Genomic DNA, 21,875 nt, shown 5'->3' with positions numbered 1-21,875 from the left:
CCCAGGAGCCCACCCGACCATGCTGAGAAACACCCGCGAAGCCTGGGAGCTTTACACCCAGCGCATTGCCGAGCTGAACGGCACGCGCGACGTCGAGAAGACCTTCGCCGTCGATCCTTCCGTCCAGCAGGTGCTGGAAACCAAGGTGCAGGAATCGAGCGCCTTCCTCGGCCAGATCAACCTGATCGGCGTGCCCGAGCTGAAGGGCGAGACGGTTGGCATCGAGGTCGGCGGCACCGTCGCCCGCCGTACCGACACCAGCGGTGCAGGACGTCGCACCACGCGCGATCCGACCGGCCTGGTCAACCGCGGCTATGAGTTGAAGCAGACCAACTTCGACACCCACCTGCGCTATGCCAAGCTCGACGCCTGGGCGAAGTTCCCGGATTTCCAGACGCGCATCCAGGCCGCGATCATGGAGCGCTGCGCGCTTGATCGCATCATGATCGGCTTCAACGGCACGTCGGCCGCGGCCACCACCGATCCGGTCGCCAACCCGCTGCTGCAGGACGTCAACATCGGCTGGCTCGAGCATATCCGCGTTGATAGCGCTGCGCGCGTCATGGACGGCACGGACGGCGCGAACGGCACGCAGATCCGCGTCGGTCCCGGTGGCGACTATCGCAATCTCGATGCGCTGGTGATGGACGCAAAGCACGAGTTGCTGCCGACCTGGGCGCGCAACCGCAACGACCTGGTTGCGCTCTGCGCCGCTGACCTGATCCACGACAAATATTTCCAGCTCGTCAACCAGGACGAGAAGCCGACCGAGAAGGTGGCGCTGGACATCCTGATGTCGTCACGCCGCATTGGCGGCCTGCAGGGCGCGCAGCCGGCCTATTTCCCGGATGGCGCGATCCTGATCACGCCGCTGCGCAACCTCTCGATCTACTACCAGGACGGCAAGCGCCGCCGCCACATCCGCGAGGCGCCCGACGCCGATCGGGTCGAGGACTTCCAGTCTTCGAACGAAGGCTATGTCGTCGAGGATTACGACCTGGCCTGCCTGATCGAGGACATCGTCCTGATCGAAGAAGACGCCTGATGTCGCCCGCGAAGCGCGCATTTCGGAGGAAGTCCGCCGTCGTCGTCTCGGCCGCTCACGCGGTCGCGGCGGCGGCGGGGGTCGAGGTGCCCGCCGGCGCCGAGGCCACCGAGTATGAGCTGCTTCGCGCGGCACTGGGCCTCGATGTCCGCCGCCTGCGCGACATCCAGTCGGTCGAGCGCAAGATCGAGCTGAAGCCGGAGCTGGTCGAGAAGTACGAACCGTGGATCGCCGGCGTGCTGCAGGCCGACACCGGCGGCCATGATGACATCCTCGTCCAGGTGATGATCTGGTTGATCGATATCGGCGCCTTCGCGCGGGCGATGCCGCTGGCCGACTATGTCCTGCGCCACGACCTGAAGCTGCCCGAGCGATTCAACCGCACCGCCGCGACGCTTATCGTCGAGGAAATTGCCGATGCCGCCCTCAAGAAGCTCGGCGCCCACCAGGACGCAGACATCGAAGCGCTGCAGCGGATCGAATGGATCGCGGCCGAGCATGACATGCCCGACCAGGTGAAGGCGAAGCTGTTCAAGGCGATCGGCCTGCAGATCGTTCGCATCGTCGAAGGCCGGCCCGAGGAGCAGCTGCCCGCCGGCGGCCGCCGCGCCGGCGTGGAGCGCGCGCTGGAATATCTGCGCCGCGGCTACGGGCTGAGCAGCACCGCCGGCGTGAAGAAGGACATCGATCGCCTCGAGCGCGAGCTGCGCAAGCTCACCACCGCCCAGGCCGCTGAACAACAGGGAGAAGCTCAATGATCCGACGTCACCTCATCTTCGCATTCGCATGCCTTGCCGCCGCAGCGGTTTCCGTGGCGATCGCCACCCAGGAGGCCGCGCTCGGCGTGGTCGCCTTCGCTGCCCTCGCGCTGTTCGTCATCGCCCCTGCCGCCGATCGCGTGCTGTGGCGCCAGGTGACGCCGCGCTCGATCTTCGAGACCCGTCGCGCGGGCCTCTGCTGAATTCAGCCGGTTCGCCGGCTGTCCAAGCTCGCCCCGCGGCGCTCGGGGGGCAGAACGAGCGGGAAGCCTCACGCCAACGGCGGCTTTCCCGGCTCGCTCTCCACCCCCCGCTAGCCGCGGGGCGAACCAACCAAGGGAGTGACATCGCGTGACCGGCTTCGTCGCCTCCCCGCCGCCCACCGAGGCGGATCCGCAAGCGCCCGAGCAACCGCCGTTCGACCTGGTCGCCGGCGATGACTGGTATCCCGGAATCACCCTGACCGTTGTCCGCGACGCGGTGCGGATCCCCACCACCGTTACCGACCAGCGCCTGCGCGACAGCGTGCGCGGGGCGATGATCTCGGTGCGCCGCGAGCTGGCCGCGTGGAAGCGCCGCTGGATCGCCGCCGGCGTCGCCGGCCTGGTCGACGTTGACGACGAAACCATCGACGGCGAAAGCGCGCTTGAGCTGCTCTACCGCCGCGCCGTCTGCGCCTATGCCGCGGCCGACCTGGCCGAAACGCATGGCGACATCTCCGCCACCAACGAGGGCCGTGAGCGCAATGAAGAGCGCGCCGTCCCCGCCGACGAACACCGCCGCAACGCCACCCATGCGATCCGCGACATCCTCTCGGTCGGCCGCACGTCCGTCGAGCTGATCTGATGGCGGCCGCCACGCCTGCCACCACCGTTGCCGCCTTCGCCGGCGAATCGCTCGACGCGCTGGTCTGGCGCGCGATCGGCATGGGCGCCGACGCGGTCGAGCGCGTGCTCGAGGCAAACCGAGATCTCGCGCCGCTCGCCCAGGCCCTGCCCGAAGGGCACCTGGTCGCGATCCCGGCAATCGACAACCCGGCGCCCGAAACGGCGCTCATCCAGCTCTGGGACTGACATGGACCTTGACCATCTCGCGCGCGACGCGGCCACGGCCGTCGGATCCTTCCTGCAGGCGCTGGCGCCGGCGGCGTTCGGCGCCGCGGTCGCCCAGGCGTGGAAAACCGGCCTGTCGTGGAGCCAGCGCCTCATGCAGTGGGGCATCGGCATCTGCGTCAGCCACTATGTGACGGCCGCGCTCGCCGCGCTGTTCCGCTTCGATCCGTTCGTCATCCAGGCCGTGGGCTTCGTCCTCGGCATGATCGCTTTCGAGGCCACCCCCAAATTCATCCAGGGCGCATCCGGCGTCGTGGGCAACCTGCCGGCGGATCTCCGCGACCGCTGGTTTCGCCGCAAGGGAGATCCCGAATGACCAGCAAGGCCACCCTCGCCACCCAATCAGCATGGATCGTCGTCGCGCTTTCGCTGGTCGGGCAGCGCGAGATCCCCGGGCCGAAGCATAACAGCTGGATCGCCAAGGGCTGGGCCCGTCTCGGCGCCGGCTGGTACAATAACGATGAGACGCCGTGGTGCGGCTTCTTCGTGGCGCACTGCATGGACGCCGCCGGCCTGCCCTATCCCAAGGGCGGCCGCTTCGCCTCGGCCGCGGCCTGGGCGGACTATGGCGTCGAATGCAAGGCGCAGGTGGGCGCGATCGGCGTGAAGAAGCGCAAGGGCGGCAACCATGTGTTCTTCATCGTCGGCGAGACGCCATGCAAGCGCTTCTACAAGGCGCTCGGCGGCAATCAGTCGAACGCGGTGAACATCATGGATATCGCGAAGTCCGATGCGTTTGCGATCCGCTGGCCCGCCGGCGTGCCGCAGCTCAACCAGCCCTTGCCGACCATGCCCAAGGGCGTGGTGTCCACCAACGAAGCCTGAGCCGGCTCCCGCGCGCGAGGCACGTCCATGACCGTCATCTCCACCGTCGCCCGCTGGCTCGGCGTCCATCGCGGGCTGATCACCTTGCTGCTGCTCGCCTCGATCGGCGGCGCCATGTACGTCGCCTGGCAGCACGTCGCCGGCGAGCGCGATGCTTATCGCCGCTGGATCGATGTTGCCTGCGCCAGCGCCGGCAAGGGCTATGACGACGTCCTCGCCGCCGGCGTCCGCAACGGCGAGCCGGTGACGGTGAAGGTTGCCCCGGGGGCGGAATGCAACCGCGCGATCGGCGCGCTCGCCGCCTTCCGACGCGACAGCGACGCCGCCACCGCGGCCACCCTCGCCGAGGCGATGCAGTCGCGTGACGCCAAGCTCGCCACCGATGCCGCCGCCGCGCGCCGAGACGCCGCGGCCGCGCGCGCTGCCACCGAACGAATGGAGAAGGCCGATGCACAGATTTCCGCGGATGATCGCGTTGGGGCTGATTGGTTTGACGCTCTCAATGATCTTGCCGGGCTGCGCCGCAACAACCCTTGATGCCGGCCCCGCGCCCGTCGTCGCGGTGAAGGTCGAAAATCGGCCGCCGGCGGAGCTGCTCGCCTGCGCCGAACGCCCCGAAGGCTTTCCCGCCGACGAGGCGGCCTGGGCGGTCGTGCCGGCGCCGATCCGCGCCGCGATGATCCGCTTCGCCACCGCCTTCGCCGCCAATGCCGCGCGCCTCGATCGCCTGGCTGACTGGCACGCCCCGGGCAGCTGCTCGCCGGCGAACTGATGCGCAAGCCTGCCCTGCTGCGCGCGGCGATCGCCGCGGCCTTTCCCAAACTCGGGCGGGATCCCGACAAGCTGCGCGTGTGGATCGACAATGGCTCGATCGCGGCGCGCTTCGCGGTGCTGCCAAGCTGGGAATATCGCTATCAACTGAGCGTCCTGCTGCTCGACTTCGCCGACGATCCCAACCGGCTGATGCTGGCGATCGTCAATTGGCTGCGCGTCGAGCAGCCCGAGCTGCTGCAGAACCACGATACCGGCAATGAGGCGGTGAAGTTTCGCGTCGACGTCCTGGACGCCGATTGCGTCGATATCCTCCTCGAGCTGGAGTTGACCGAGGCGATCCGCTGCACGCCGCGGCAGGCCGGCGGCTACGACCTGGTCGTGTCGGCCGAGCCACCCGTCCAGGATCCCGGCTTCCTCGGCGTCGAGCCCCCGGTCCCGCTATCGCAGATCTTCGTCCAGGATGAGCAGGTGCTGCCGCCGGTGCCGCTCGATCCGCCGTCGGCCTGACCATGGCCGAGGATCTCGCCAAGCTCGAGGAGCTGATCGCCAACCTCACCGAGCAGCTCGCCCCCGCTCAGCGCCGCCAGCTCGCCCGCCGCGTCGGCACCGAGCTGCGCAAGCGCAACGCCCAGCGGATCCGCGACCAGGTCGATCCGGACGGCAAGCCTTTCGAGCCGCGGAAGCTGCGCCAGCTGCAGGGCAAGGGCGTCCGCAAGGCCGCGTCGCGCCGGCGCAAGATGTTCCTGCGCGCCGCCGGCACCAAGCACCTGAAGGTGAAGGTCGGCGCCGACCAGGTCGAGATTGGCTTCCTCGGATCGGCCGGCCGGATCATGGCCGTGCATCATTACGGCCTGCGCGGCCGCGTCTCGCCTGAAGCCGGTGCGCCCGAGGTAACCTACCCGGAACGCCGGGTGCTCGGCCTGCCGCAGGAGGATATCGATGCGGTAATGAAGCTCATCCTGGATCAGCTCGAAACAGCCTAGCGCCGCCAGCGGCACGGCGCGAAGTGCCCGCAAGAGGTCACGCCGCGGGCGCGTTCCGGATCTCAACCACTTTGGCGGCGATCGCTTTCCAGGCCATTACCCCTGCAGGATCGCCGGTCACGACAAGGAAACGCACTCGCTGCTCGATAAACTGGTTGCAGTCGCGCCGCTGCACCACCGCGCTCGCCAACAACAGCAGCTCCCGATGAGATAGCGGCCCATCGGGAAGCGGATCAAGCGGGTCCAACACTTGCGGATTGACACCGGAAGCCATCGAACAAACTCCACAAGAAATCCGGAATGGTGAAACGGTAGTTACAGTCGCAACATCATTATGCTGCGTGGGGCAGCAAGCGGTGCCCGGCGGGTGACAGATGCCCGCCGGGCAACGTCAGGTTGTTTCAGCGTCACGCTGCCCGCGGTCGGCCCTTTGCGACGCGATGTTGAACTCGTGATCGAGTACCTCGCGGTTGGTGGGCTCTCGCCAGTCGTCGATATCCCGGATCAGCCGGGCATTGCATCGGACGCACCTGGTCCAATAATCCTGATTGTCATGGCGCGCACCGCCACGGTCGGCCTTGTGGCCGAAAAGCTTGCATCTGAGCGACACTCGGCGACCCCCATCTCCGATGAGCCCCGACCCGTAACGCTGCTCACATTCATGTCAAATGACAAAAGGGTAATACGGTCAGCGGCCTGGTAATTCTGCCACCCCAATTCCCGCGCCGGCATGACTACGGGTGCAACCGAATTGCGCGCTGCCGCGACCAAACGAGACGATGAATGAAATCCCCGGCGGCTTAGGACGGGAAATCGGGGGCGGCACGCCCGTTCATTATTGCCGCAGCGCGCAACGCGTCCCGCTCGTTGCGATATATTATCGGCACCCAAGTCCCATCCTTGAGTGAGATCAGCCCCCACCGACCATGATACTCGGGCTCGGGACGTTCCCGCGCAACAAACTCATCCCCTGTCATCCGCGCCTTCTAACACACTCCTCGGAAGGACGATCTAACTTCGATGTCGCATCCAGCAGCGGGCCTTTAGTCGGCACCCGATCGCTGCTGTCGTATGGAACGTGCGCACGCACTTAACGCCTGCGCGGCCGGCGGCTGTTGTATCGTGCGCCGACACAACAGCGCGTCATAGCTAGCTCCTGCATCACGCGGCGACATGCCGCCCCATGTCCACCAGTTCGACCGCGGTAGATCTCTCTCGCCTGCCACCGCCCACGGTGGTGGAGCAGCTGAGCTATGAGGAGATCCTGTCCGCGATGATCGCGGAGCTCGGCGCGCGCGACATCACCTTTTCCGCCAACGTCGAATCGGACCCAGTCTACAAGCTGCTGCAGGTGGCCGCCTATCGCGAGCTGCTGGTCCGCCAGAATTTCAACGATCGCGCGCGCGGCCTGATGCTTGCCTTCGCGCGCGGCGCGGATCTCGATCAGCTCGCCGTCCTGGTTGGCGTCACGCGCCTGGTCCTCGAGGAAGCGGATCCGCTAACGGGCGCCGCGGCGGTGATGGAATCGGACGATGCGCTGCGCGCCCGGGTTGTGCTGGCGCCGGAAAGCTTCAGCGTCGCCGGCCCCGAGCTGGCCTATGTCTTCCACGCCAAGTCGGCATCCGGCGACGTCCTGGACGCCACCGCCACCAGCCCCAAGCCCGACGATATCAAGGCGATCGCGATCGATGCGCTCGCCGGCGCCGGCGGAACGCCTGAGCAGATCGCCGCGATCGATGCGGCGATGTCGGCCGCGACCTGGCCTGGCGAGGTCATCATCACCGTCCTTTCGCGCGACGAGGACGGCACGGCGGCGCCCGAGCTGCTCGAAACCGTCGAAGCCGTCGTCAACGGCCGCCCCGTCCGCCCGCTGACCGACTATGTGAAGGTCCAGTCGGCGACGATCGTCGATTACGAGATCGACGCGACGATCCACATTTTCGCCGGGCCCGATCCAACGATCGTCCAGGACGCCGCGGCGGTGAAGCTGCAGGCCTATGTCGACTTCTGCCATTTCCTCGGCCGCCCGCCGACGCTGAGCGGCATCTACGCGGCGCTCCATGTCGAGGGCGTCCAGCGCGTCGAGATCCTGCAGCCGGCGGCCGACGTCGTCGCCGACGAAACGCAGGCGGCCTGGTGCACCAACATCGCGCTCACGGTGGCGATCCTTGCCTGATCTCCTGCCACCCAATGCCACGCGCTACGAGCGCGCCGTCGACGCCGCGATCGCGCGCGCCGGCGACGTGCCGATCCCGCTGCAGACGCTGTGGAACCCCGCCACCTGCCCGCCCGAGCTGCTGCCCTGGCTTGCCTGGGCGCTTTCCATCGATCGCTGGTCGCCCGACTGGACGACGGCCGAGAAACGGCACGAAGTCGCGCGCTCGATCGAGATGCAGCGCCACAAGGGCACGCCGCGCTCGATTGACCAGGTGCTCGAGAGTTTCGACGCGCTGCTGACCCTCACCGAATGGTTCGAGCAGTCGCCGCCGGCGCCGATCCACAGCTTCAACGTCACCTTGCCGCTCGATGCCGCCGGCGGCGATCGCGCGACCGCGGCCTTCGCCTCGGCGATCGTGCGCGACATCAACCGCATCAAGCCGCTGCGCTCGCACATGGAGTTCGTCCAGGAGCTGCGCGCCGAGGCCAGCATGTTCCTGGTCGGCGCCGGCCGCGTCGCCGGCGAGACGCGGATCCGCGCCAACCTCTTCACCGGTGACCCGGCCGTCCCCTGGGAAGATCTCCTGCAGACCGAGACCGGCGAGCCCCTGCAGCTCGACGATGGCTCCTTCATCGAGAACGACACCTGATGCCGCTGACCCTCACCCTCACCCAGGACGGCTTGTCGGCGATCGTCGACGCCGAGAATGGCGGTACCGCCGCCATCACCATCGCCGAGGTCGGCCTCACCGCCGAGGCGTTCATCGCGTCGCCGACGCTGACCGAGCTGCCCGGCGAGTTCGGCCGGCTCGATTCGGTGTCGGGCGAAGCGGTCGACGATTCGACGGTGCACATCGTCACCCGCGACGGCAGCGCCGGAACCTACACCGTGCGCGGCTTCGGCCTCTACCTGGCCGATGGCACGCTGTTCGCGACCTACGCCCAGGCGGAGCCGATCTTCGAAAAGGCCGCGGTCGCCACCTTCCTGCTCGCCACCGATATCAAGCTGCTTCCCGGGCAGGCCGAGCTGATCCAGTTCGGCAATGCCAATTTCCTCAACCCGCCGGCGACGCGGATTCGCGCCGGCGTCGCGCGCCTGGCGACACCCGCCGAGGCGGCCGCCGGTACCGATGACGAGTCCATCATCACGCCGGCACAGCTCGCGCCCCTGCTCGCCCAGTTCATCCCCCTCGCCCAGCGCGCGGTGGCCAATGGCGTTGCCACGCTCGGCGGTGACGGCAAGGTGTCGCCGTCGCAGCTCCCCGCCTTCGATGCGATCGATGTCTTCGTCGTCGCCGACCAGGCGGCGATGCTCGGCCTGGCCGCCTCGGTCGCCGACTTCGCGATTCGGACGGACATCTCGAAAACCTACATCCTGACCGCGCTGCCGGCGACGACGCTGGCGAATTGGGTGGAGTTCCTGTCGCCAGGCGCGCCGGTGCTCTCCGTCAACAACAAGACGGGCGCCGTCACCCTCACGCCCGCGGATCTCGGCGCGGTACCGACGACGCGCAACATTACCGGCGGCGGCCTGGTCACCGGCGGCGGCAACCTCGCGGCCGATCGCCAGCTGCAGGTGCTGAAGGCGAGCGCGGCCGAGGCGCTTGCCGGCCAGTTCGACGATCGCGCGGTGACGCCGGCCGCGCTGTCGTCGGTGCTCAACGAGATCGTCGCGCGCGCCTATCGGCACATCACGATCACCGGCAGCGGCCTCGCGACCGGCGGCGGCGACCTGACCAACCATCGCGCCATCAATGTCAACAAGGCGAGCGGCTGGGATACCGAGAATGGTTGGGGTGATGATCGTGCGGTGACCCCTGTCAGCCTCGCCTCCTTTTCGCGCCAGATGTCGCAGAACGGCTATCACCGGATCCCCGGCGGCGGCGGGCTTATCATCCAGTGGGGGCGCTTCACCGCCCAGGCGAACGGCCGCACCACCGTCAACCTGCCGATCACCTTTCCCAACGCCTTCTTCGCCGTGGTGGCGAACGGCACCAGCGACAACAACACCAACGCGCAGGACAATTGGCCAGCGCCGGTCATGCCGCCGCCCAACAACGGGCAGTTCCAGGTGCAGAGCGCCAACAACTCGCCCGATTCCTGCTACTTCATCGCGCTGGGGATGTGACGATGACGATCCGCTTCAGCCCCTCCACTGGCCTCTTTTACGACGCCGCCTTGCATCCGCCGGCCAGCCTCCCCGGCGATGCGGTGACGGTCAGCGCGCGCCGCCATGCCCAGCTGCTCGAGCTGCAGGCCGGCGGCCGCACGATCGCGGCTGCGCGCGACGGTCGCCCCTATGCGATCGCGCCCAGGGCGCCGACGCTCGAGGAGCGCCGCACCGCGGCCAGCCGCGCGATTGCGACCGAGGCCAGCAAGCGGATCCTCGCCGTCGCCTCGCTCGAGCGCCAGAGCAACGACAATGCGTTGATGGCCGTCACCGTCCTGACCGGTGGCGATAGCGACGCGGTCGACGTCCAGGAGGCGCTCGTCCGCCGGCTGCAGATCGACGCGATCCGCGCCGCTTCCAACCGCCTCGAGGCGGCGATCGCCGTCATGAGCGCGCGCCAGATCTCTGCGCTGGAGATCGCGGCAGACCACCACTGGCCGAAGGGCTGACACCATGGCGAAAATTTCCGAACTGCTTTCCGCCGAGGCGATCGGCGCCGGCGACCTGCTCACCATCCTGCAGGACGGCCTGCTGAAAAAGGCGCCCTGGGCGCTGCTGCTCGGTGCCTCGGTCGGCGTCCTCGACGGCGCGATCGCCGCGGCCAATGTCACGCTCGACGGCAAGGTCAGCGCCAGCCAGGCGTGGGCGGAAGCCGCGGCCGCCGCCGCGCAGCAGGTGCTCTCCGCCACCCGCGTCACCGGCGGCAGCATCCGTTGGCCCTATGACAACGCGTCGCAATTCCCGCAGCAGGAAGGCGACATCAACGTCACCGACGTCGGCGCGCGCGGCTTCCTGACCCAGAGCTTCGGAAACCGCTCGACGCCGATCATCCGCTTCATCGGCGATGGCTGCATGTATCGCGCGCTTGAAAAGGACGATCGCCTCTATCCGCCGGTCGAGATGTATCTTGAGGGCTGCGCCACCACCGGCCTCGGCTGGAGCCTGCGCTACTACACCGCAACCTCCGGCTCCAACGAGGCGCTTCGGCGCCAGCAGCGCCGCTTCCGCTGGTATCTGAACGGCGGCAGCGGCAAGGTTGTCGACGTCTGGAGCCGGCAGGTGCCGATCACCTGGCGCCGCATCGGCGTCGCGCTCCACAAGGTCGCGGGCGTGTGGCGGCTGGATGTCCGCAACCTGGTCACCGGCGAGATCCTCGTCGGCACCGGCACCGACAATGCCGCTTTCTCGTCTGAGTTGAGCGTCACCAACGCCGACGCCTCGATCACCCAGCATGCGACCAGCGGCACCACGCCCAGCATGTTCGGCATCGGCGCGCTGATCGTCAACGACGCCACCGCCGCCAATGTCGCCCAGCCGCTCACCATGAGCTATTCCATGATGAGCCATGGCCTGACCTTCTATGCCGAGGAGGCGGTCACCAACGCCGATCTGCAGGCGATCGAGACCGGCGCGCACCCGACCACCGTCATCAGCGTGGCCGCGATCAAATGGCTGCGCAAGCTCACCACCTCGGCCGCGTCCTTCGCGAAGGATCCGCTGTGCACCGCCGACACCTCGCAGCCCTGCGTGCCGCATGGTCATTACAGCCCCGGCGGCGATCTCTTCAGCAAGGGCAGCGGCACCGCCACGATCAATCCGGCGCCGCGCGCCCGCTACATCTACGGCCTGCGCCCCGGCCAGCGCGTCTATCGCCGGCCGATCTCGGGGCGGTGCTGGCCGACCGAGGCGAGCTTCGTCGATGTCCGCCTGATCGATCGCAACGGCACGATCGTGAAGGACTGGACGCCGGTCACCTCGGTCGAGGTCAGCGGATCCTGGCAGGGCTATTCCTCGCGCGTCGGCGGCACCGGCGGCGCCACCGGCACCTACAACCTGATCATCACCGGCAACGGCACCGGCGCCGCGGGCCGCTTCGTCGTCAACAATGGCGCGGTGTCCGCGATCTATGTCGATGCGCCGGGCTCGGGCTATTCGGCGATCAACCTCGATTTCTCCAACTGCCCCGGCCTAACCGGCGCCAGCGCTGTGCCGGTGCTGATGCCGCTCGACAATACGAGCTGGGCGGGTTGGATCACCGCCCCCAAGCATACCGACTGGACGCTCGCCGAGGTGCGCCTGCGCACGAAGCAGGGCGAGACGAGCACCAGCTTCCTCGAGGCTGGGCTTTGGGCCGCCGGCTATAAATGGGCGATCCTTGGCCAGTCGCAGATTGCCAACGGCATCAGCGCGGTCGCGCAGAAGGTGCAATATACCGGCCTGCCCGCCAACCTCGTCGTCAACGGCACCTCCTACTACAGCTTCAACCTGGCACCCTATGTCACGGTCGAGCCGCTCGGCCAGCGCCTCGGTGCCGACCAGTACAAGGCGCTCGCCAACGAGCTTAACAAATGGGTGGACGCGCCCTTCGAGCTTGTGGTCGCCGCCCAGGGCGGCACCGGCCCCGTCGACCTGCTCGAGGATTTCTATCCCAACAACTACGCCACCGGCATGTGGGCGCAGTACAAGGCGCTGATCGAGATGGGCGGCACACCGGACTATTCCGGCGTGCTGATGGGCTGGCACACCGATCTGACCGACGAGGGCGGCCGCTTCGGTGCGACCATGCTCGAGGGCATGTTCCTCGGCCGCGGTCCCTATGCCTATGCGGTGCCACAGCACTTCTTCGGCCGTGCCACCTTCGCCGGCACGACGATGACGGTGACGGATGTTGTCCGCGGCACGTTGCAGCTCGGCTCGACGATCCGGATCCTCTACGAGAATGGCGGCCGGCAGACGCCTCTCGACACGAAGATCACCGCGCTTGGCTCCGGCGCCGGCGGCGCCGGCACCTACACTCTTTCCGCCGGCGTGGCGCCGAGCGACCCGACCGGCGAGGTCTCGGTCATCGGCATGGTCGAGCAGCCGGGCGTGGATCCCGTCTTCACCGGCTATATCAGCGCCGGCAGTGCCGCGACGCTCACCGTCACCGCGATCAGCCAGGGGCAGCTGCAGATCGGCGATCGCATCATCATTACCGGCGGCGCCCAGGGCGATGCCAGCATGTATGTGAAGATCCTCGGCACCGGTACCGGCGGCACCGGCACCTACATCCTGTCGAAGACCGCCGCCGGCGTCGGCACCGCCGGCGCGCCGGTTGCGATGAAGGCGATCCGCGGCGCCACCAAAACGATCGGCAGCCTGATGAGCATCTTCGGCGGCGGCACCCCGATCTTCTACATGCCGCCGACCCGCCACAACTCCACCAGCGCCGGCGGGCCGTTCGACTATGACGGCACCGTCGGCGCCGGCTATGTCGAGGGCGTGAAGCAGGGCGGCGTCGGCGCCGCGCGCGAGAGCGGCAAGAAGTGGGCACGCGATCGCGGCTATCCGATCGGCGTCGATGCGATCGACCTGGCGCTGCCGGACACCTACCACCCCGATGAGAGCCTGCAGGGCAAGGTCCGCTTCGGTCGCCAGATCGCGCTGTCGCTCGCCAAGTGCCAGGGCCTGGCGTCCTTCGGCGAACCCGCAGTGCGCAACGACTTCGCCTTCACGGATGGCACGCGCGCGAAGTTCCGCTTCAGCGTCAGCCTGCCCAACATGGGCCGGCTGCGCTCGGGCGACGGCACCGGCAACGTCACCCCCTGTATCGAGCTGTCACGCGACGGGGTGACCTGGTCGCGCAGCAAGCACAGCGCTATCGTCAATCCAACGGGCGGCGGCGCATTGCCGGCAGACATGGTCGAGGTGACGATCACCGATCCGGCGTGGCGGGTTGCCGGCCTCAAGGCGCGCGTGCTCGCCGGCGGCCCCTTTGCCTGGTCGGGCGCCGACTGGGCGGCCGCCAACGACGCCTGCCTCAACAAGATGCTCTACGAGGATCTCCCCGAGGCGATCACCGGTGCGCCGGGGATCTGCGTGCAGCCGTCGATGACGGCCTATCCGGTCGCGGGTTGATTGCTTTTCGACGGCAAAGATATGCCAGCCCTGCTCATTTCAGCGACACGCGGGCCTTCACAATCATCTGATCAAGAACAGGTTGAACGATATCGTATTCCATCCTGTGAGCATGGTACGCATCGGGACAATTAATTCTTTCAATATCTATATATACTTTTCGAAGCATTTCTCCAACATCATTAGAAAGCATAACAGAGGCGATTCCGAACGACTCGCTGAGCCGTCGTTTCGCCGCCATGTACCTCTCCCCTTGCAACCTCATATATTCATCAGAAAATTGGTGACCATTTTCTATGTTCTCGATCCAGAGATTGGTTACAGTCTGCATATCGTTAAGAGCGGATATTGCGTCCGCAAAGACCGTTAATTGGCGATCCCAAGTTCTCTCCCTTTTGTATCGGGAAAGAGCGATTCGAACTGTGAACCAGGCGACGAGCACCCCAACGCCGCCCTGTACGCAGACTTTCAGGATTTCGAATTCCCAACCCATCGCCTAAAATCCCATCCAGTATCTAGCCAAGAGGCCGGCGCCGGAAACGGCGGCCGCAGACACGCTGTTGTATCGCTAATCGAAACAACATCATCCCCGCGCCTTCCTGCTCTCATCTCGCCACGATGCTCCATCCCTACGCCCGCGGTGGGCGGACGATGAGGAGTGACATCAGGCACCATGCGCGGCCGCGAGGATCCCGACAGCAACGATCGCGAAACCGGTGAAATGATCCGGTTCGGCCGCGTCGCCTCCGTCGATCTTGCGGCCGGCCGTATCACCGTCGAAGCCGGCGACGTCACCACCGGCCCCATTCGCTGGGCGGCGGGTCGCGCCGGCGCAACCAAGACCTGGTCGCCTCCGACTGCCGGCGAGCAGGTCATGCTGCTCTGCCCCGAGGGCGAGGTCGCCGCCGGCGTCGCGCTGCTCGGCGTGAGCTGCGCCGCCTATCCCGAGGCGGGCAATAGCCTGCGCGAGCTGATCCAGTTCGGCGACGGTGCCGTGATCGCCTATGATCCGGAGGCGCACGCGCTCGAGGCGGTGCTGCCCGCCGGCGCGACGGTGAAGATCGTCGCCCCGGGTGGCGTCACCATCGAGGCCGATGTCACGATCAAGGGCAACCTGTCGGTCGAGGGCGACATCACCGCCACCGGCGACGTCGTCGCGGACGGCACCAGCCTCAAGCAGCACAGGCATAGCGGCGTCACCGCCGGCGCCGCGCAGACGGGAGCCGCGGTCTGATGCGCGGCATGAACGCCGCCACCGGCGCAGCCCTCGACGGCATCGAGCACCTGGTCCAGTCGATCAGGGACATCCTCACCACGCCGATCGGCACGCGCGTCATGCGTCGCGACTATGGCTCGCTGCTGTTCGAGCTGATCGACGCGCCCTTCAACGCCGCGACCAGGCTGCGGATGTACGCGGCCACCGCGATCGCGCTGAAGCGCTGGGAGCCGCGGCTGCGCCTCACCCGGGTTGCGGTCGACCAGGTCGCGCCCGGGCAGATCAAGCTCACCCTCGAGGGCGAGCGCACCGACGTCGCCGCCCCCAACCGCTTCGCCACCCTCACCGTCCCGCTGCGCTTCTAGGAGTTTGCCTCATGCCCGTCCGTCACGGCATTTTCGTCAATGAGCCCGTCGAGGGCGCCCGCGAGATCGTCCAGGTGGCGAGCGGCGTCATCGGCCTGGTCGCAACCGGCAGCGATGCCGATGCCACCCTCTTCCCGCTCAACAAGCCGGTGCTGATCACCGACGTGCGCGCGGCGCTGGGCGAGGCCGGCGCTGCCGGCACCCTCGGCGATGCGCTCGAGGCGATCGCCAACCAGGCGAGCCCGATCATCGTCGTGATCCGCGTGGCCGAGGGCGTGGATGCCGCCGCCACCACCACCAACGTGATCGGCGCCACCACCGGCGGCGATTACACCGGCATCCAGGCGCTGCTGGCGGCCGAGGCGCAGATCGGCGTGCGCCCGCGGATCCTCGGTGCCCCCGGGCTCGACGTCCAGGCGGTGACCGAAGCGATGACGATCGCGGCCAAGCGCCTGCGCGGCTTCGTCTATGCCGGCTGCGACGATGCCGACACCGTCACCGAGGCGGTGACCTATCGCGGCGAGTTCGGCGATCGCGAGCTGATGCTGCTCTATCCCGACTTCAGCGGCTTCGCCGGCCAGGCCGTCGCCGTCGCGCTCGGCACCCGCGCGCGTATCGATGAGGAGACCGGCTGGCACAAGACGCTCTCCAATGTCGCGGTGAAGGGCGTCAGCGGCATGTCGAAGGATGTCTTCTTCGATCTGCAGGATGCCACCACCGACGCCGGCGTCCTCAACAATGCCCCGGTCACCACGATGATCCGCCACAACGGCTATCGCTTCTGGGGCAACCGCACCTGCAGCGACGAGCCCAAGTTCGCCTTCGAATCCGCGGTGCGCACGTCGCAGGTGCTGCGCGACTCGATCGCGAGCGGGCTGATCTGGGCGGTCGACAAGCCGATCACCAAGGGCCTGGCGACCGACATGCTCGACACGATCAACGCCGAGTTCCGCAGCCTGCAGGCGCAGGGCCGCCTGATCGGCGCGAAGGCCTGGCTGGATCCGACGCTCAACCCGGCCGGCAACCTGGCCGCGGGCAAGATCGTGATCGACTACGACTTCACGCCCTGCGCGCCGGCGGAAGACATCGGCCTGAACCAGCGCATCACCGACCGCTATTATTCCAGCCTCACTGAGGTCTGAGCGCCCCGCCCTCCCCCAAGCCCCGCCCCCTTCCCCCCTTCCATCGTCCGGAGCCTAAGCCATGGCGCTTCCCCGCAAGCTCAAGAACCTCAACGTCTTCCAGAACGGCACCAGCTTCCTGGGCGAAGTGAAGACCGTCACCCTGCCCACATTGTCGCGCACCATGGAGGATTGGCGCGGCGGCGGCATGGACGGCGCGGTCGGCGTCGATCTCGGCCAGGAGCCGATCGAGCTGGAACACACCTATGGCGGCTTCATGCTGCCGATCCTGCGCCAATATGGCGCGGTCGGTGTCGGCACGGTCGGCCTGCGCTTCGCCGGCGCCTACCAGCGCGACGACACTGGCGCCGTCGACGCGGTCGAGATCGTCATCCGCGGCCGTCATAGCGAGATCGAGCCCGGCGAGGCCACCGGGGGCGAGGATACCGAGTTCAACGTCACCACCCGCTGCGTCTATTACGCGCTGCGCGTCAACGGCGTGGTCGAGATCGAGATCGATCTCCTCAACATGATCTTCATCGTCGACGGCGTCGACATCCTCGCCCTGCAGCGTGAGGCGCTCGGAATCTGAGCCGACGCCGGCGCACCCAAAAGCACGACCCTTCGAAGGAAAGCCACATGGACACTCCCAACGATACCCCCGGCATCCGCACCGTCGAGCTGGACGAACCGATCAAGCAGGGCGAGACCGTCATCGGCCTCCTGCAGCTGCGCAAGCCCGGTGCCGGCGAGCTGCGCGGCCTGTCGCTCGCCCGCCTCGGCCAGCTCGACGTGGACGAGATCCGCAAGCTGCTGCCGCGCATCACCATGCCGACCCTCACCGTCGCCGATGTCGACAAGCTGAGCCCCGCCGACCTTTTCGAGATCGCCGGCGAGATGGCGGATTTTTTGCTGACGAAGCGGCGCAGAACGGAGGCAAGCTCCCAGCTTCAATAGAGGATGCGATGGCGAACATCTTCGCCATCCTTCCCGGACTCAGCCTGACCGAAATGAACGCCATGGGGCTCGCCGAGCTGATGGCGTGGCACGAACGCGCGAGGGCGCGAGCGGAGAAGAAGTGACATGGATCGCCGCCTCGCCCTCCTGGTCAAGTTTGCGGCGCTCGACAAGCTGACGGCGCCGATGCGCGCCATGGGTGCCGGCGCCCGCCGCACCGGCAAGGATATCGCCGGCACCCGCCAGGAGCTGCAGCAGCTCCAGCGCGCCCAATCCAACCTCAAGGGCTTCCGCGACCAGGAAGCGAAGCTGCGCTCGACGGGCGCCAAGCTCGAGGATGTCCGCAAGCGCCTCGAGCGGCTGACTGCGGCCGAGGAGGGCGCCGACGCCGGTAGCAAGAAGCTGGCGCGGGCAATGGAGAATGCCCGCAAGACGGCGGTCGCGCTCGAGCGCCAATTCGAGGAGGAAGGCCGAGCACTGCAGCAGCTCTCGCGTCGCCTTGAAGCGACGGGCGTAGATGTCACGGATCTCGGCCGCAGCGAGCAGCTGCTCGAGCGCCGCATCACCGACACCACCCGTTCGCTGCAGCGCCAGCGCGAGGAGATGGCGCGCAACCAGCGCACGCAGCAGACCCTCTCCAACGTCCAGAACGCCGGCAGCACCGTGACCGGCCTCGGTGTCGGCGCCCTCGGCGCCGGCCTGGCGGTGGGCGTTCCGCTGAAGGACGCCGTCGACAAGGCGGCCGAGTATCGCGCGACGATGACCGATATCGCGCTCAAGACGAACCTGTCGGAGCATGAGACGGTGCGCCTGGGCAAGGCGATCGCCGCGATCGGGCCCAAGGTCGCGCAGCTGCCCTCGGATCTTCGCCAGGGCGTCGACCAGCTCGCCGGCGCCGGCCTGGACCCGCAGGCCGCGGTGAAGATCATCGAGCCGATCGGCAAGGCGGCCACCGCGACCCGCGCCTCGATCGAGGATCTCGCCAACGCCAGCTATGCCGGCATCGACAATCTGAAGGTGCCGGTCGGCGAGACCGCCCGCATGCTCGATGTCATGACGGCCGCCGGAAAGTCGGGCGCGTTCGAGCTGAAGGACATGGCGCAATACTTCCCGGCGCTGACCGCCTCCGCGGCGAGCCTGGGGCAAAAGGGCGTGCCCGCGGTCGCGGATCTGGCGGCCGCGCTGCAGATTGCGCGCAAGGGCGCCGGCGATTCCGCGACCGCGGCGAACAACGTCCAGAACCTGCTGAACAAGATCAACGCGAAGGACACCGTCGACAACTTCAAGAAGTTCGGCATCGACCTGCCGAAGCAGCTGAAGAAGGCCTACAAGGAAGGCAAGACGCCGCTCGAGGCGATCACCGAGCTGACCAACCAGGCCACCAAGGGCGACATGTCGAAGCTGAGCTATCTGTTCGGCGACGCCCAGGTCCAGGCCGCGCTTCGCCCGCTGATCGCCAACCTGAACGAGTATCGGAAGATCCGCGCGGCGGCCGAGCAGGCGAGCGGCACCGTCGACCAGGACTTCGCGCGCCGCGCTGGATCCGGGGAACTGGCCACCGCGAAATGGGCGGCAACCTTCGAGCGCCTGCAGGTTATCGCCGGCACCGTGCTGCTGCCCACGCTCAACGACCTGCTCGATGCGGCGGAACGCTGGACGACGTCGCTTGCCGCCTGGATGGATGCCAATCCCGAGCTGGCTTCGACGATCATGCACGTCGTCGCCGGCTTCGTCGCCTTTGCTATCGCCGCTGGTGCGATCGGCACCGTGCTCGGCCCCGCGATCAGCGCGTTGGGAAGCCTCGGCAAGGGCTTCAGCGCGGTTTCCACCTTCCTTCGCAACAGCCCTCGATTTCAGGCCTTCCTGACCTGGCTGGGGCCGCAGCTTCGCAAGCTGGGGCCCGCCATTCGGACGCTGGCGACCAGGCTGCTGCCGCTGCTCGGCAACGGCTTCCTCCTGCTCGGCCGGTCGCTGATGTCCGCCGGCGCGATGATGCTCGCCAACCCCGTCATCCTGATCATCGTGGCGATCGTCGCCGCGATCGCGGTCGCCGCCTATTTCATCTGGAAATATTGGGACCAGATCAAACTGGCGATCACGTCGAACTGGGAGCGGATCCGCAACATCCTGCTCGGCGCCGTGGTCATCTTCATGCCGTTCGTGGCGGTGATCATGTGGGTGGTGAAGAAGATCATCGACAATTGGGGGCGCATCAAGGGCGCCGTCATGTCAGTGGTCACCTACATGTCGGGCATCCTGCAGCCGATCATCCAGCCCTGGCTGGCGGTGCAGGCGTTCCTCGCCGGCCTGGTCGGCAAATTCTTCCAGTTCGGCGTGGACATCGTCGGCGGGCTGATCCGGGGCATCTTCTCGATGGTCGGCACGCTGCTGAAAACCGTCGCCGGCGTCGCCGAGAAGGTCGGGGCCAGCTTTGCGGCCTCGCTTGGCATCAAGTCGCCCAGCCGCGTCTTCATGGCGCATGGCGGCCATATCACCGATGGCCTGGCGATCGGCCTCGATCGCGGCGCCGTCGCGCCCGTCCAGCGCATGACCAGGCTGTCCGGCGAGCTGCAGTCCGCGGTGGCCGCCGGATCGAAGCCGTTCGCCGCCGGCGGGGCTGCAGCCGCCGGCGGCGCCGGCGCCGGCGCGGGCGGTGGCGGTGGTGCTGGCGTGACCATCGGCACCGTGGCGATCAGTATTGCCACCCAGCCCGGGCAGGATCCGAACAGCTTCGCCGCCGCAGTGCGTGCCGAGTTCGAAAAGCTGATGGCGCAGCAGGCGGCTGCGCAGCGGTCGCGCTATGACGATGAGGATTGATCGATGCTGATGAGCCTGGGCATGTTCGTTTTCGAGCTGCCGACCCTTCCCTTCAACGAGCAGCAGCAGCGCACCTCCTATCGCCACGGCCGATCGCCGCGCTTCGGCGCGCGCGATGCCAACCAGTTCCTCGGCCCCGGTGACGAGACCATCACGCTTTCCGGCACGATCCCGATGGAGGTCGCCGGCAACCTCGATTCGGTCGTCGAGCTGAAGGACATGGCCGCCACCGGCGAAGCCTGGCCGCTGGTCGACGGCGTCGGCGTGGTGCATGGCGATTTCATCATTGAGGACATCGACGAGCGCAAAAGCCATTTCATCGCCGGCGGCGTGCCCAAGCTGCTCGACTTCACCATCTCCCTGCGGCGCGTCGACTGATGGCCAGTGCGCCGCCGCCCGAGGCGATCAACAACATCGCCGCCTTCAGCGTGACGCTTGATGGCCGCGATCTCACCGATCGCATCGCCCCGCGCCTGCTGTCGCTCTCGCTATCGGAGAAGCGCGGCGGCGAGGCCGACACGCTCGAGCTGGTCGTTCATGACCATGACGGCGCCATGGCGATCCCGAAGACCGGCGCGCGAATCTCGGTGGCGATCGGCTGGGCGCAGGGCCGCGATGTCCGCGTCGGCGTCGTCAACAAGGGCAGCTTCAAGGTCGACGAGGCCGAATGGTCGGGCCCGCCCGACATCATCACCATCCGCGCGCGCTCGGCCGACTTCACCTCGGACTATCGGATCCGCAAGGAGAAGAGCTGGAAGGACACCACCGTCGGCGCGATCGTCACCGAGATCGCCGGCCGCAACGACCTGCAGCCGATGATCGCGCCCGAACTGGCGTCGATCGCCGTGCCGGTGCTCGCCCAGGACGGCCGCAGCGACATGGCGCTCGTCCGCGCCCTCGGCCGCAAGCATGACGCGATCGCCACGGTTAAAAACGGTAAATTGATCTTCTCGCCCACCGGCAAGGCCACCACCAGCACCGGCAAGCCAATCCCAACTGCCACCATCCGTCGCAGCCTGGGCGACGGCTATTCCTGGCGCCTCGCCGAGCGCGACAAATATGACGGCGCGGAAGCGCGCTATCACGACCAGGACGCGGCCGAGCGCAAGACGGTGGGCGCCGGCGGCGAAGGCAAGCGCAAGCGGCTGAAGAAGGTCTATGCCAACGAGGCCGATGCGAAAGCCGCGGCCGAGGCGGAGAATAAGCGCATCGCCCGCAAGGGCGCCGAGCTGTCGCTCAAACTGGCGCTTGGCCAAGCCGATCTTTACCCCGATCGCGGTGTCGCCGTCGCCGGCTTCAAGCCGGAGATCGACGGCACGAAATGGCTCATCAGTGAAGTGACGCACCGGCTCGATGGACAAGGCGGCTTCACCTCCGAGCTGAGATTGGAAACTGCTGGTTAAGTAACTCGCGAGAAACGATAAGGCCGGAACGTCTTGCAATGAGGCGAAGCCGTCGTTCGCAGGTCCGGCGGCGAACGTCGGCTTTCGGCTGAAGCGGACAAGAGAGTTGCGTCAGACGTTGATCGGGGAATGATGAGGATTGGGCCGAAACCGGCATGGCTGCTCTGGGCGAGACGGAGCGAAGAAGCCATAAATCCGGTTCCGTGGGTCTATTCTCAACCTGACTCATTGCAGACCTCCGGCCCTTCCGATCCTGGACGCCTATGGCCTGGCAA

At 67.3% G+C, this 21,875-nt stretch carries 27 protein-coding genes; 25 read left to right on the top strand and 2 right to left on the bottom strand.

The annotated features are described in order from the left end of the window. Nucleotides 1-19 precede the first annotated feature (19 nt). The 11 genes from FHS96_RS15410 (at nucleotide 20) to FHS96_RS15360 (ending at nucleotide 5,497) form a co-directional block, all read left to right on the top strand. Nucleotides 20-1,045, top strand: coding sequence for a phage major capsid protein, P2 family (locus FHS96_RS15410; protein WP_429593231.1), 1,026 nt, complete (start codon nucleotides 20-22; stop codon nucleotides 1,043-1,045). Beyond that, entirely contained in the window at nucleotides 1,045-1,803 is a 759-nt protein-coding gene (gene gpM, locus FHS96_RS15405) for a phage terminase small subunit (RefSeq protein WP_429593228.1), read from the top strand. Before FHS96_RS15410 ends, gpM begins: the two co-directional genes overlap by 1 nt. Continuing rightward, the gene (locus FHS96_RS15400) at nucleotides 1,800-2,006 is read left to right on the top strand and encodes a hypothetical protein (protein ID WP_429593225.1); all 207 of its coding nucleotides are present in this window, start codon (nucleotides 1,800-1,802) and stop codon (nucleotides 2,004-2,006) included. Before gpM ends, FHS96_RS15400 begins: the two co-directional genes overlap by 4 nt. 148 nt (nucleotides 2,007-2,154) lie before the next feature. Continuing rightward, nucleotides 2,155-2,649: a head completion/stabilization protein gene (locus FHS96_RS15395; protein WP_429593222.1), complete on the top strand. Its 495-nt coding sequence runs from the start codon at nucleotides 2,155-2,157 to the stop codon at nucleotides 2,647-2,649. Further along, a complete protein-coding gene (locus FHS96_RS15390) occupies nucleotides 2,649-2,876 on the top strand; it encodes a tail protein X (protein ID WP_429593219.1) in 228 nt (75 codons plus the stop codon). The genes FHS96_RS15395 and FHS96_RS15390 overlap by 1 nt, the downstream gene beginning before the upstream one ends. A gap of 1 nt (nucleotide 2,877) precedes the next feature. Next, nucleotides 2,878-3,231: a hypothetical protein gene (locus tag FHS96_RS15385; protein WP_429593216.1), complete on the top strand. Its 354-nt coding sequence runs from the start codon at nucleotides 2,878-2,880 to the stop codon at nucleotides 3,229-3,231. Then, complete coding sequence (locus FHS96_RS15380) at nucleotides 3,228-3,740, top strand: TIGR02594 family protein (protein WP_429593213.1); 513 nt, start codon at nucleotides 3,228-3,230, stop codon at nucleotides 3,738-3,740. Before FHS96_RS15385 ends, FHS96_RS15380 begins: the two co-directional genes overlap by 4 nt. A gap of 27 nt (nucleotides 3,741-3,767) precedes the next feature. After that, nucleotides 3,768-4,277 carry a hypothetical protein gene (locus FHS96_RS15375; protein WP_429593210.1) on the top strand — a complete coding sequence of 170 codons (510 nt, stop codon included), beginning with the start codon at nucleotides 3,768-3,770 and terminating at the stop codon, nucleotides 4,275-4,277. Nucleotides 4,278-4,302: 25 nt separating this feature from the next. Further along, on the top strand, nucleotides 4,303-4,512 hold the full coding sequence (locus tag FHS96_RS15370) for a hypothetical protein (protein WP_429593207.1): 210 nt from the start codon (nucleotides 4,303-4,305) through the stop codon (nucleotides 4,510-4,512). Further along, the gene (locus FHS96_RS15365) at nucleotides 4,512-5,021 is read left to right on the top strand and encodes a phage tail protein (RefSeq protein ID WP_429593205.1); all 510 of its coding nucleotides are present in this window, start codon (nucleotides 4,512-4,514) and stop codon (nucleotides 5,019-5,021) included. Before FHS96_RS15370 ends, FHS96_RS15365 begins: the two co-directional genes overlap by 1 nt. A gap of 2 nt (nucleotides 5,022-5,023) precedes the next feature. Continuing rightward, nucleotides 5,024-5,497, top strand: coding sequence for a phage virion morphogenesis protein (locus FHS96_RS15360; protein WP_429593202.1), 474 nt, complete (start codon nucleotides 5,024-5,026; stop codon nucleotides 5,495-5,497). A gap of 37 nt (nucleotides 5,498-5,534) precedes the next feature. Here the strand turns inward: FHS96_RS15360 and FHS96_RS15355 are convergent, their stop codons facing one another. Next, on the bottom strand, nucleotides 5,535-5,771 hold the full coding sequence (locus tag FHS96_RS15355; RefSeq protein ID WP_429593199.1) for a hypothetical protein: 237 nt from the start codon (nucleotides 5,769-5,771) through the stop codon (nucleotides 5,535-5,537). A 909-nt stretch (nucleotides 5,772-6,680) separates the two neighbouring features. On the opposite strand from FHS96_RS15355, the gene FHS96_RS15345 reads away from it, so the two are divergent. From FHS96_RS15345 to FHS96_RS15325, 5 genes are read left to right on the top strand one after another with little or no spacing between them, the layout of a single operon-like run. Beyond that, nucleotides 6,681-7,673 (top strand): baseplate assembly protein, encoded by a 993-nt coding sequence (locus FHS96_RS15345; protein WP_429593193.1) that lies wholly within the window; start codon nucleotides 6,681-6,683, stop codon nucleotides 7,671-7,673. Further along, on the top strand, nucleotides 7,666-8,304 hold the full coding sequence (locus FHS96_RS15340) for a phage tail protein I (RefSeq protein ID WP_429593190.1): 639 nt from the start codon (nucleotides 7,666-7,668) through the stop codon (nucleotides 8,302-8,304). The genes FHS96_RS15345 and FHS96_RS15340 overlap by 8 nt, the downstream gene beginning before the upstream one ends. Next, entirely contained in the window at nucleotides 8,304-9,782 is a 1,479-nt protein-coding gene (locus FHS96_RS15335) for a gp53-like domain-containing protein (protein WP_429593187.1), read from the top strand. The genes FHS96_RS15340 and FHS96_RS15335 overlap by 1 nt, the downstream gene beginning before the upstream one ends. Nucleotides 9,783-9,784: 2 nt before the next feature. Next, on the top strand, nucleotides 9,785-10,273 hold the full coding sequence (locus FHS96_RS15330) for a hypothetical protein (RefSeq protein WP_429593184.1): 489 nt from the start codon (nucleotides 9,785-9,787) through the stop codon (nucleotides 10,271-10,273). 4 nt (nucleotides 10,274-10,277) lie between these two features. Then, entirely contained in the window at nucleotides 10,278-13,721 is a 3,444-nt protein-coding gene (locus tag FHS96_RS15325) for a hypothetical protein (protein ID WP_429593181.1), read from the top strand. A 34-nt stretch (nucleotides 13,722-13,755) separates the two neighbouring features. On the opposite strand, the gene FHS96_RS15320 is transcribed toward FHS96_RS15325, so the two are convergent. Then, on the bottom strand, nucleotides 13,756-14,214 hold the full coding sequence (locus FHS96_RS15320) for a hypothetical protein (RefSeq protein WP_429593179.1): 459 nt from the start codon (nucleotides 14,212-14,214) through the stop codon (nucleotides 13,756-13,758). Between the two features lie 165 nt (nucleotides 14,215-14,379). On the opposite strand from FHS96_RS15320, the gene FHS96_RS15315 reads away from it, so the two are divergent. The 9 genes from FHS96_RS15315 to FHS96_RS15275 all read left to right on the top strand — a co-directional run bounded on the left by FHS96_RS15315 (nucleotide 14,380) and on the right by FHS96_RS15275 (nucleotide 21,600). Further along, nucleotides 14,380-14,955, top strand: coding sequence for a phage baseplate assembly protein V (locus FHS96_RS15315; RefSeq protein WP_429593176.1), 576 nt, complete (start codon nucleotides 14,380-14,382; stop codon nucleotides 14,953-14,955). Beyond that, a complete protein-coding gene (locus FHS96_RS15310) occupies nucleotides 14,955-15,302 on the top strand; it encodes a GPW/gp25 family protein (RefSeq protein ID WP_429593173.1) in 348 nt (115 codons plus the stop codon). Before FHS96_RS15315 ends, FHS96_RS15310 begins: the two co-directional genes overlap by 1 nt. A gap of 11 nt (nucleotides 15,303-15,313) precedes the next feature. Further along, nucleotides 15,314-16,444 carry a phage tail sheath subtilisin-like domain-containing protein gene (locus FHS96_RS15305; RefSeq protein ID WP_429593170.1) on the top strand — a complete coding sequence of 377 codons (1,131 nt, stop codon included), beginning with the start codon at nucleotides 15,314-15,316 and terminating at the stop codon, nucleotides 16,442-16,444. 61 nt (nucleotides 16,445-16,505) lie between these two features. Further along, a complete protein-coding gene (locus tag FHS96_RS15300) occupies nucleotides 16,506-17,015 on the top strand; it encodes a phage major tail tube protein (protein WP_429593167.1) in 510 nt (169 codons plus the stop codon). 47 nt (nucleotides 17,016-17,062) lie between these two features. Beyond that, nucleotides 17,063-17,380 carry a phage tail assembly protein gene (locus tag FHS96_RS15295; protein WP_429593164.1) on the top strand — a complete coding sequence of 106 codons (318 nt, stop codon included), beginning with the start codon at nucleotides 17,063-17,065 and terminating at the stop codon, nucleotides 17,378-17,380. 8 nt (nucleotides 17,381-17,388) lie between these two features. Beyond that, nucleotides 17,389-17,505, top strand: a complete 117-nt coding sequence (locus FHS96_RS15290; RefSeq protein ID WP_429593161.1) for a GpE family phage tail protein — start codon at nucleotides 17,389-17,391, stop codon at nucleotides 17,503-17,505. Nucleotide 17,506: 1 nt separating this feature from the next. Beyond that, on the top strand, nucleotides 17,507-20,197 hold the full coding sequence (locus FHS96_RS15285; RefSeq protein WP_429593158.1) for a phage tail tape measure protein: 2,691 nt from the start codon (nucleotides 17,507-17,509) through the stop codon (nucleotides 20,195-20,197). 3 nt (nucleotides 20,198-20,200) lie between these two features. Continuing rightward, on the top strand, nucleotides 20,201-20,575 hold the full coding sequence (locus FHS96_RS15280; protein ID WP_429593155.1) for a phage tail protein: 375 nt from the start codon (nucleotides 20,201-20,203) through the stop codon (nucleotides 20,573-20,575). Next, nucleotides 20,575-21,600 (top strand): contractile injection system protein, VgrG/Pvc8 family, encoded by a 1,026-nt coding sequence (locus FHS96_RS15275; RefSeq protein ID WP_429593152.1) that lies wholly within the window; start codon nucleotides 20,575-20,577, stop codon nucleotides 21,598-21,600. The genes FHS96_RS15280 and FHS96_RS15275 overlap by 1 nt, the downstream gene beginning before the upstream one ends. The last annotated feature ends 275 nt before the right edge of the window (nucleotides 21,601-21,875 follow it).

Source organism: Sphingomonas zeicaulis, from assembly GCF_050433225.1.
Taxonomy (GTDB): Bacteria; Pseudomonadota; Alphaproteobacteria; order Sphingomonadales; family Sphingomonadaceae; genus Sphingomonas_D; species Sphingomonas_D zeicaulis.
The sequence above is the reverse complement of the archived record's forward strand: the minus strand, read 5'-3'. Positions and strand labels throughout refer to the sequence as shown.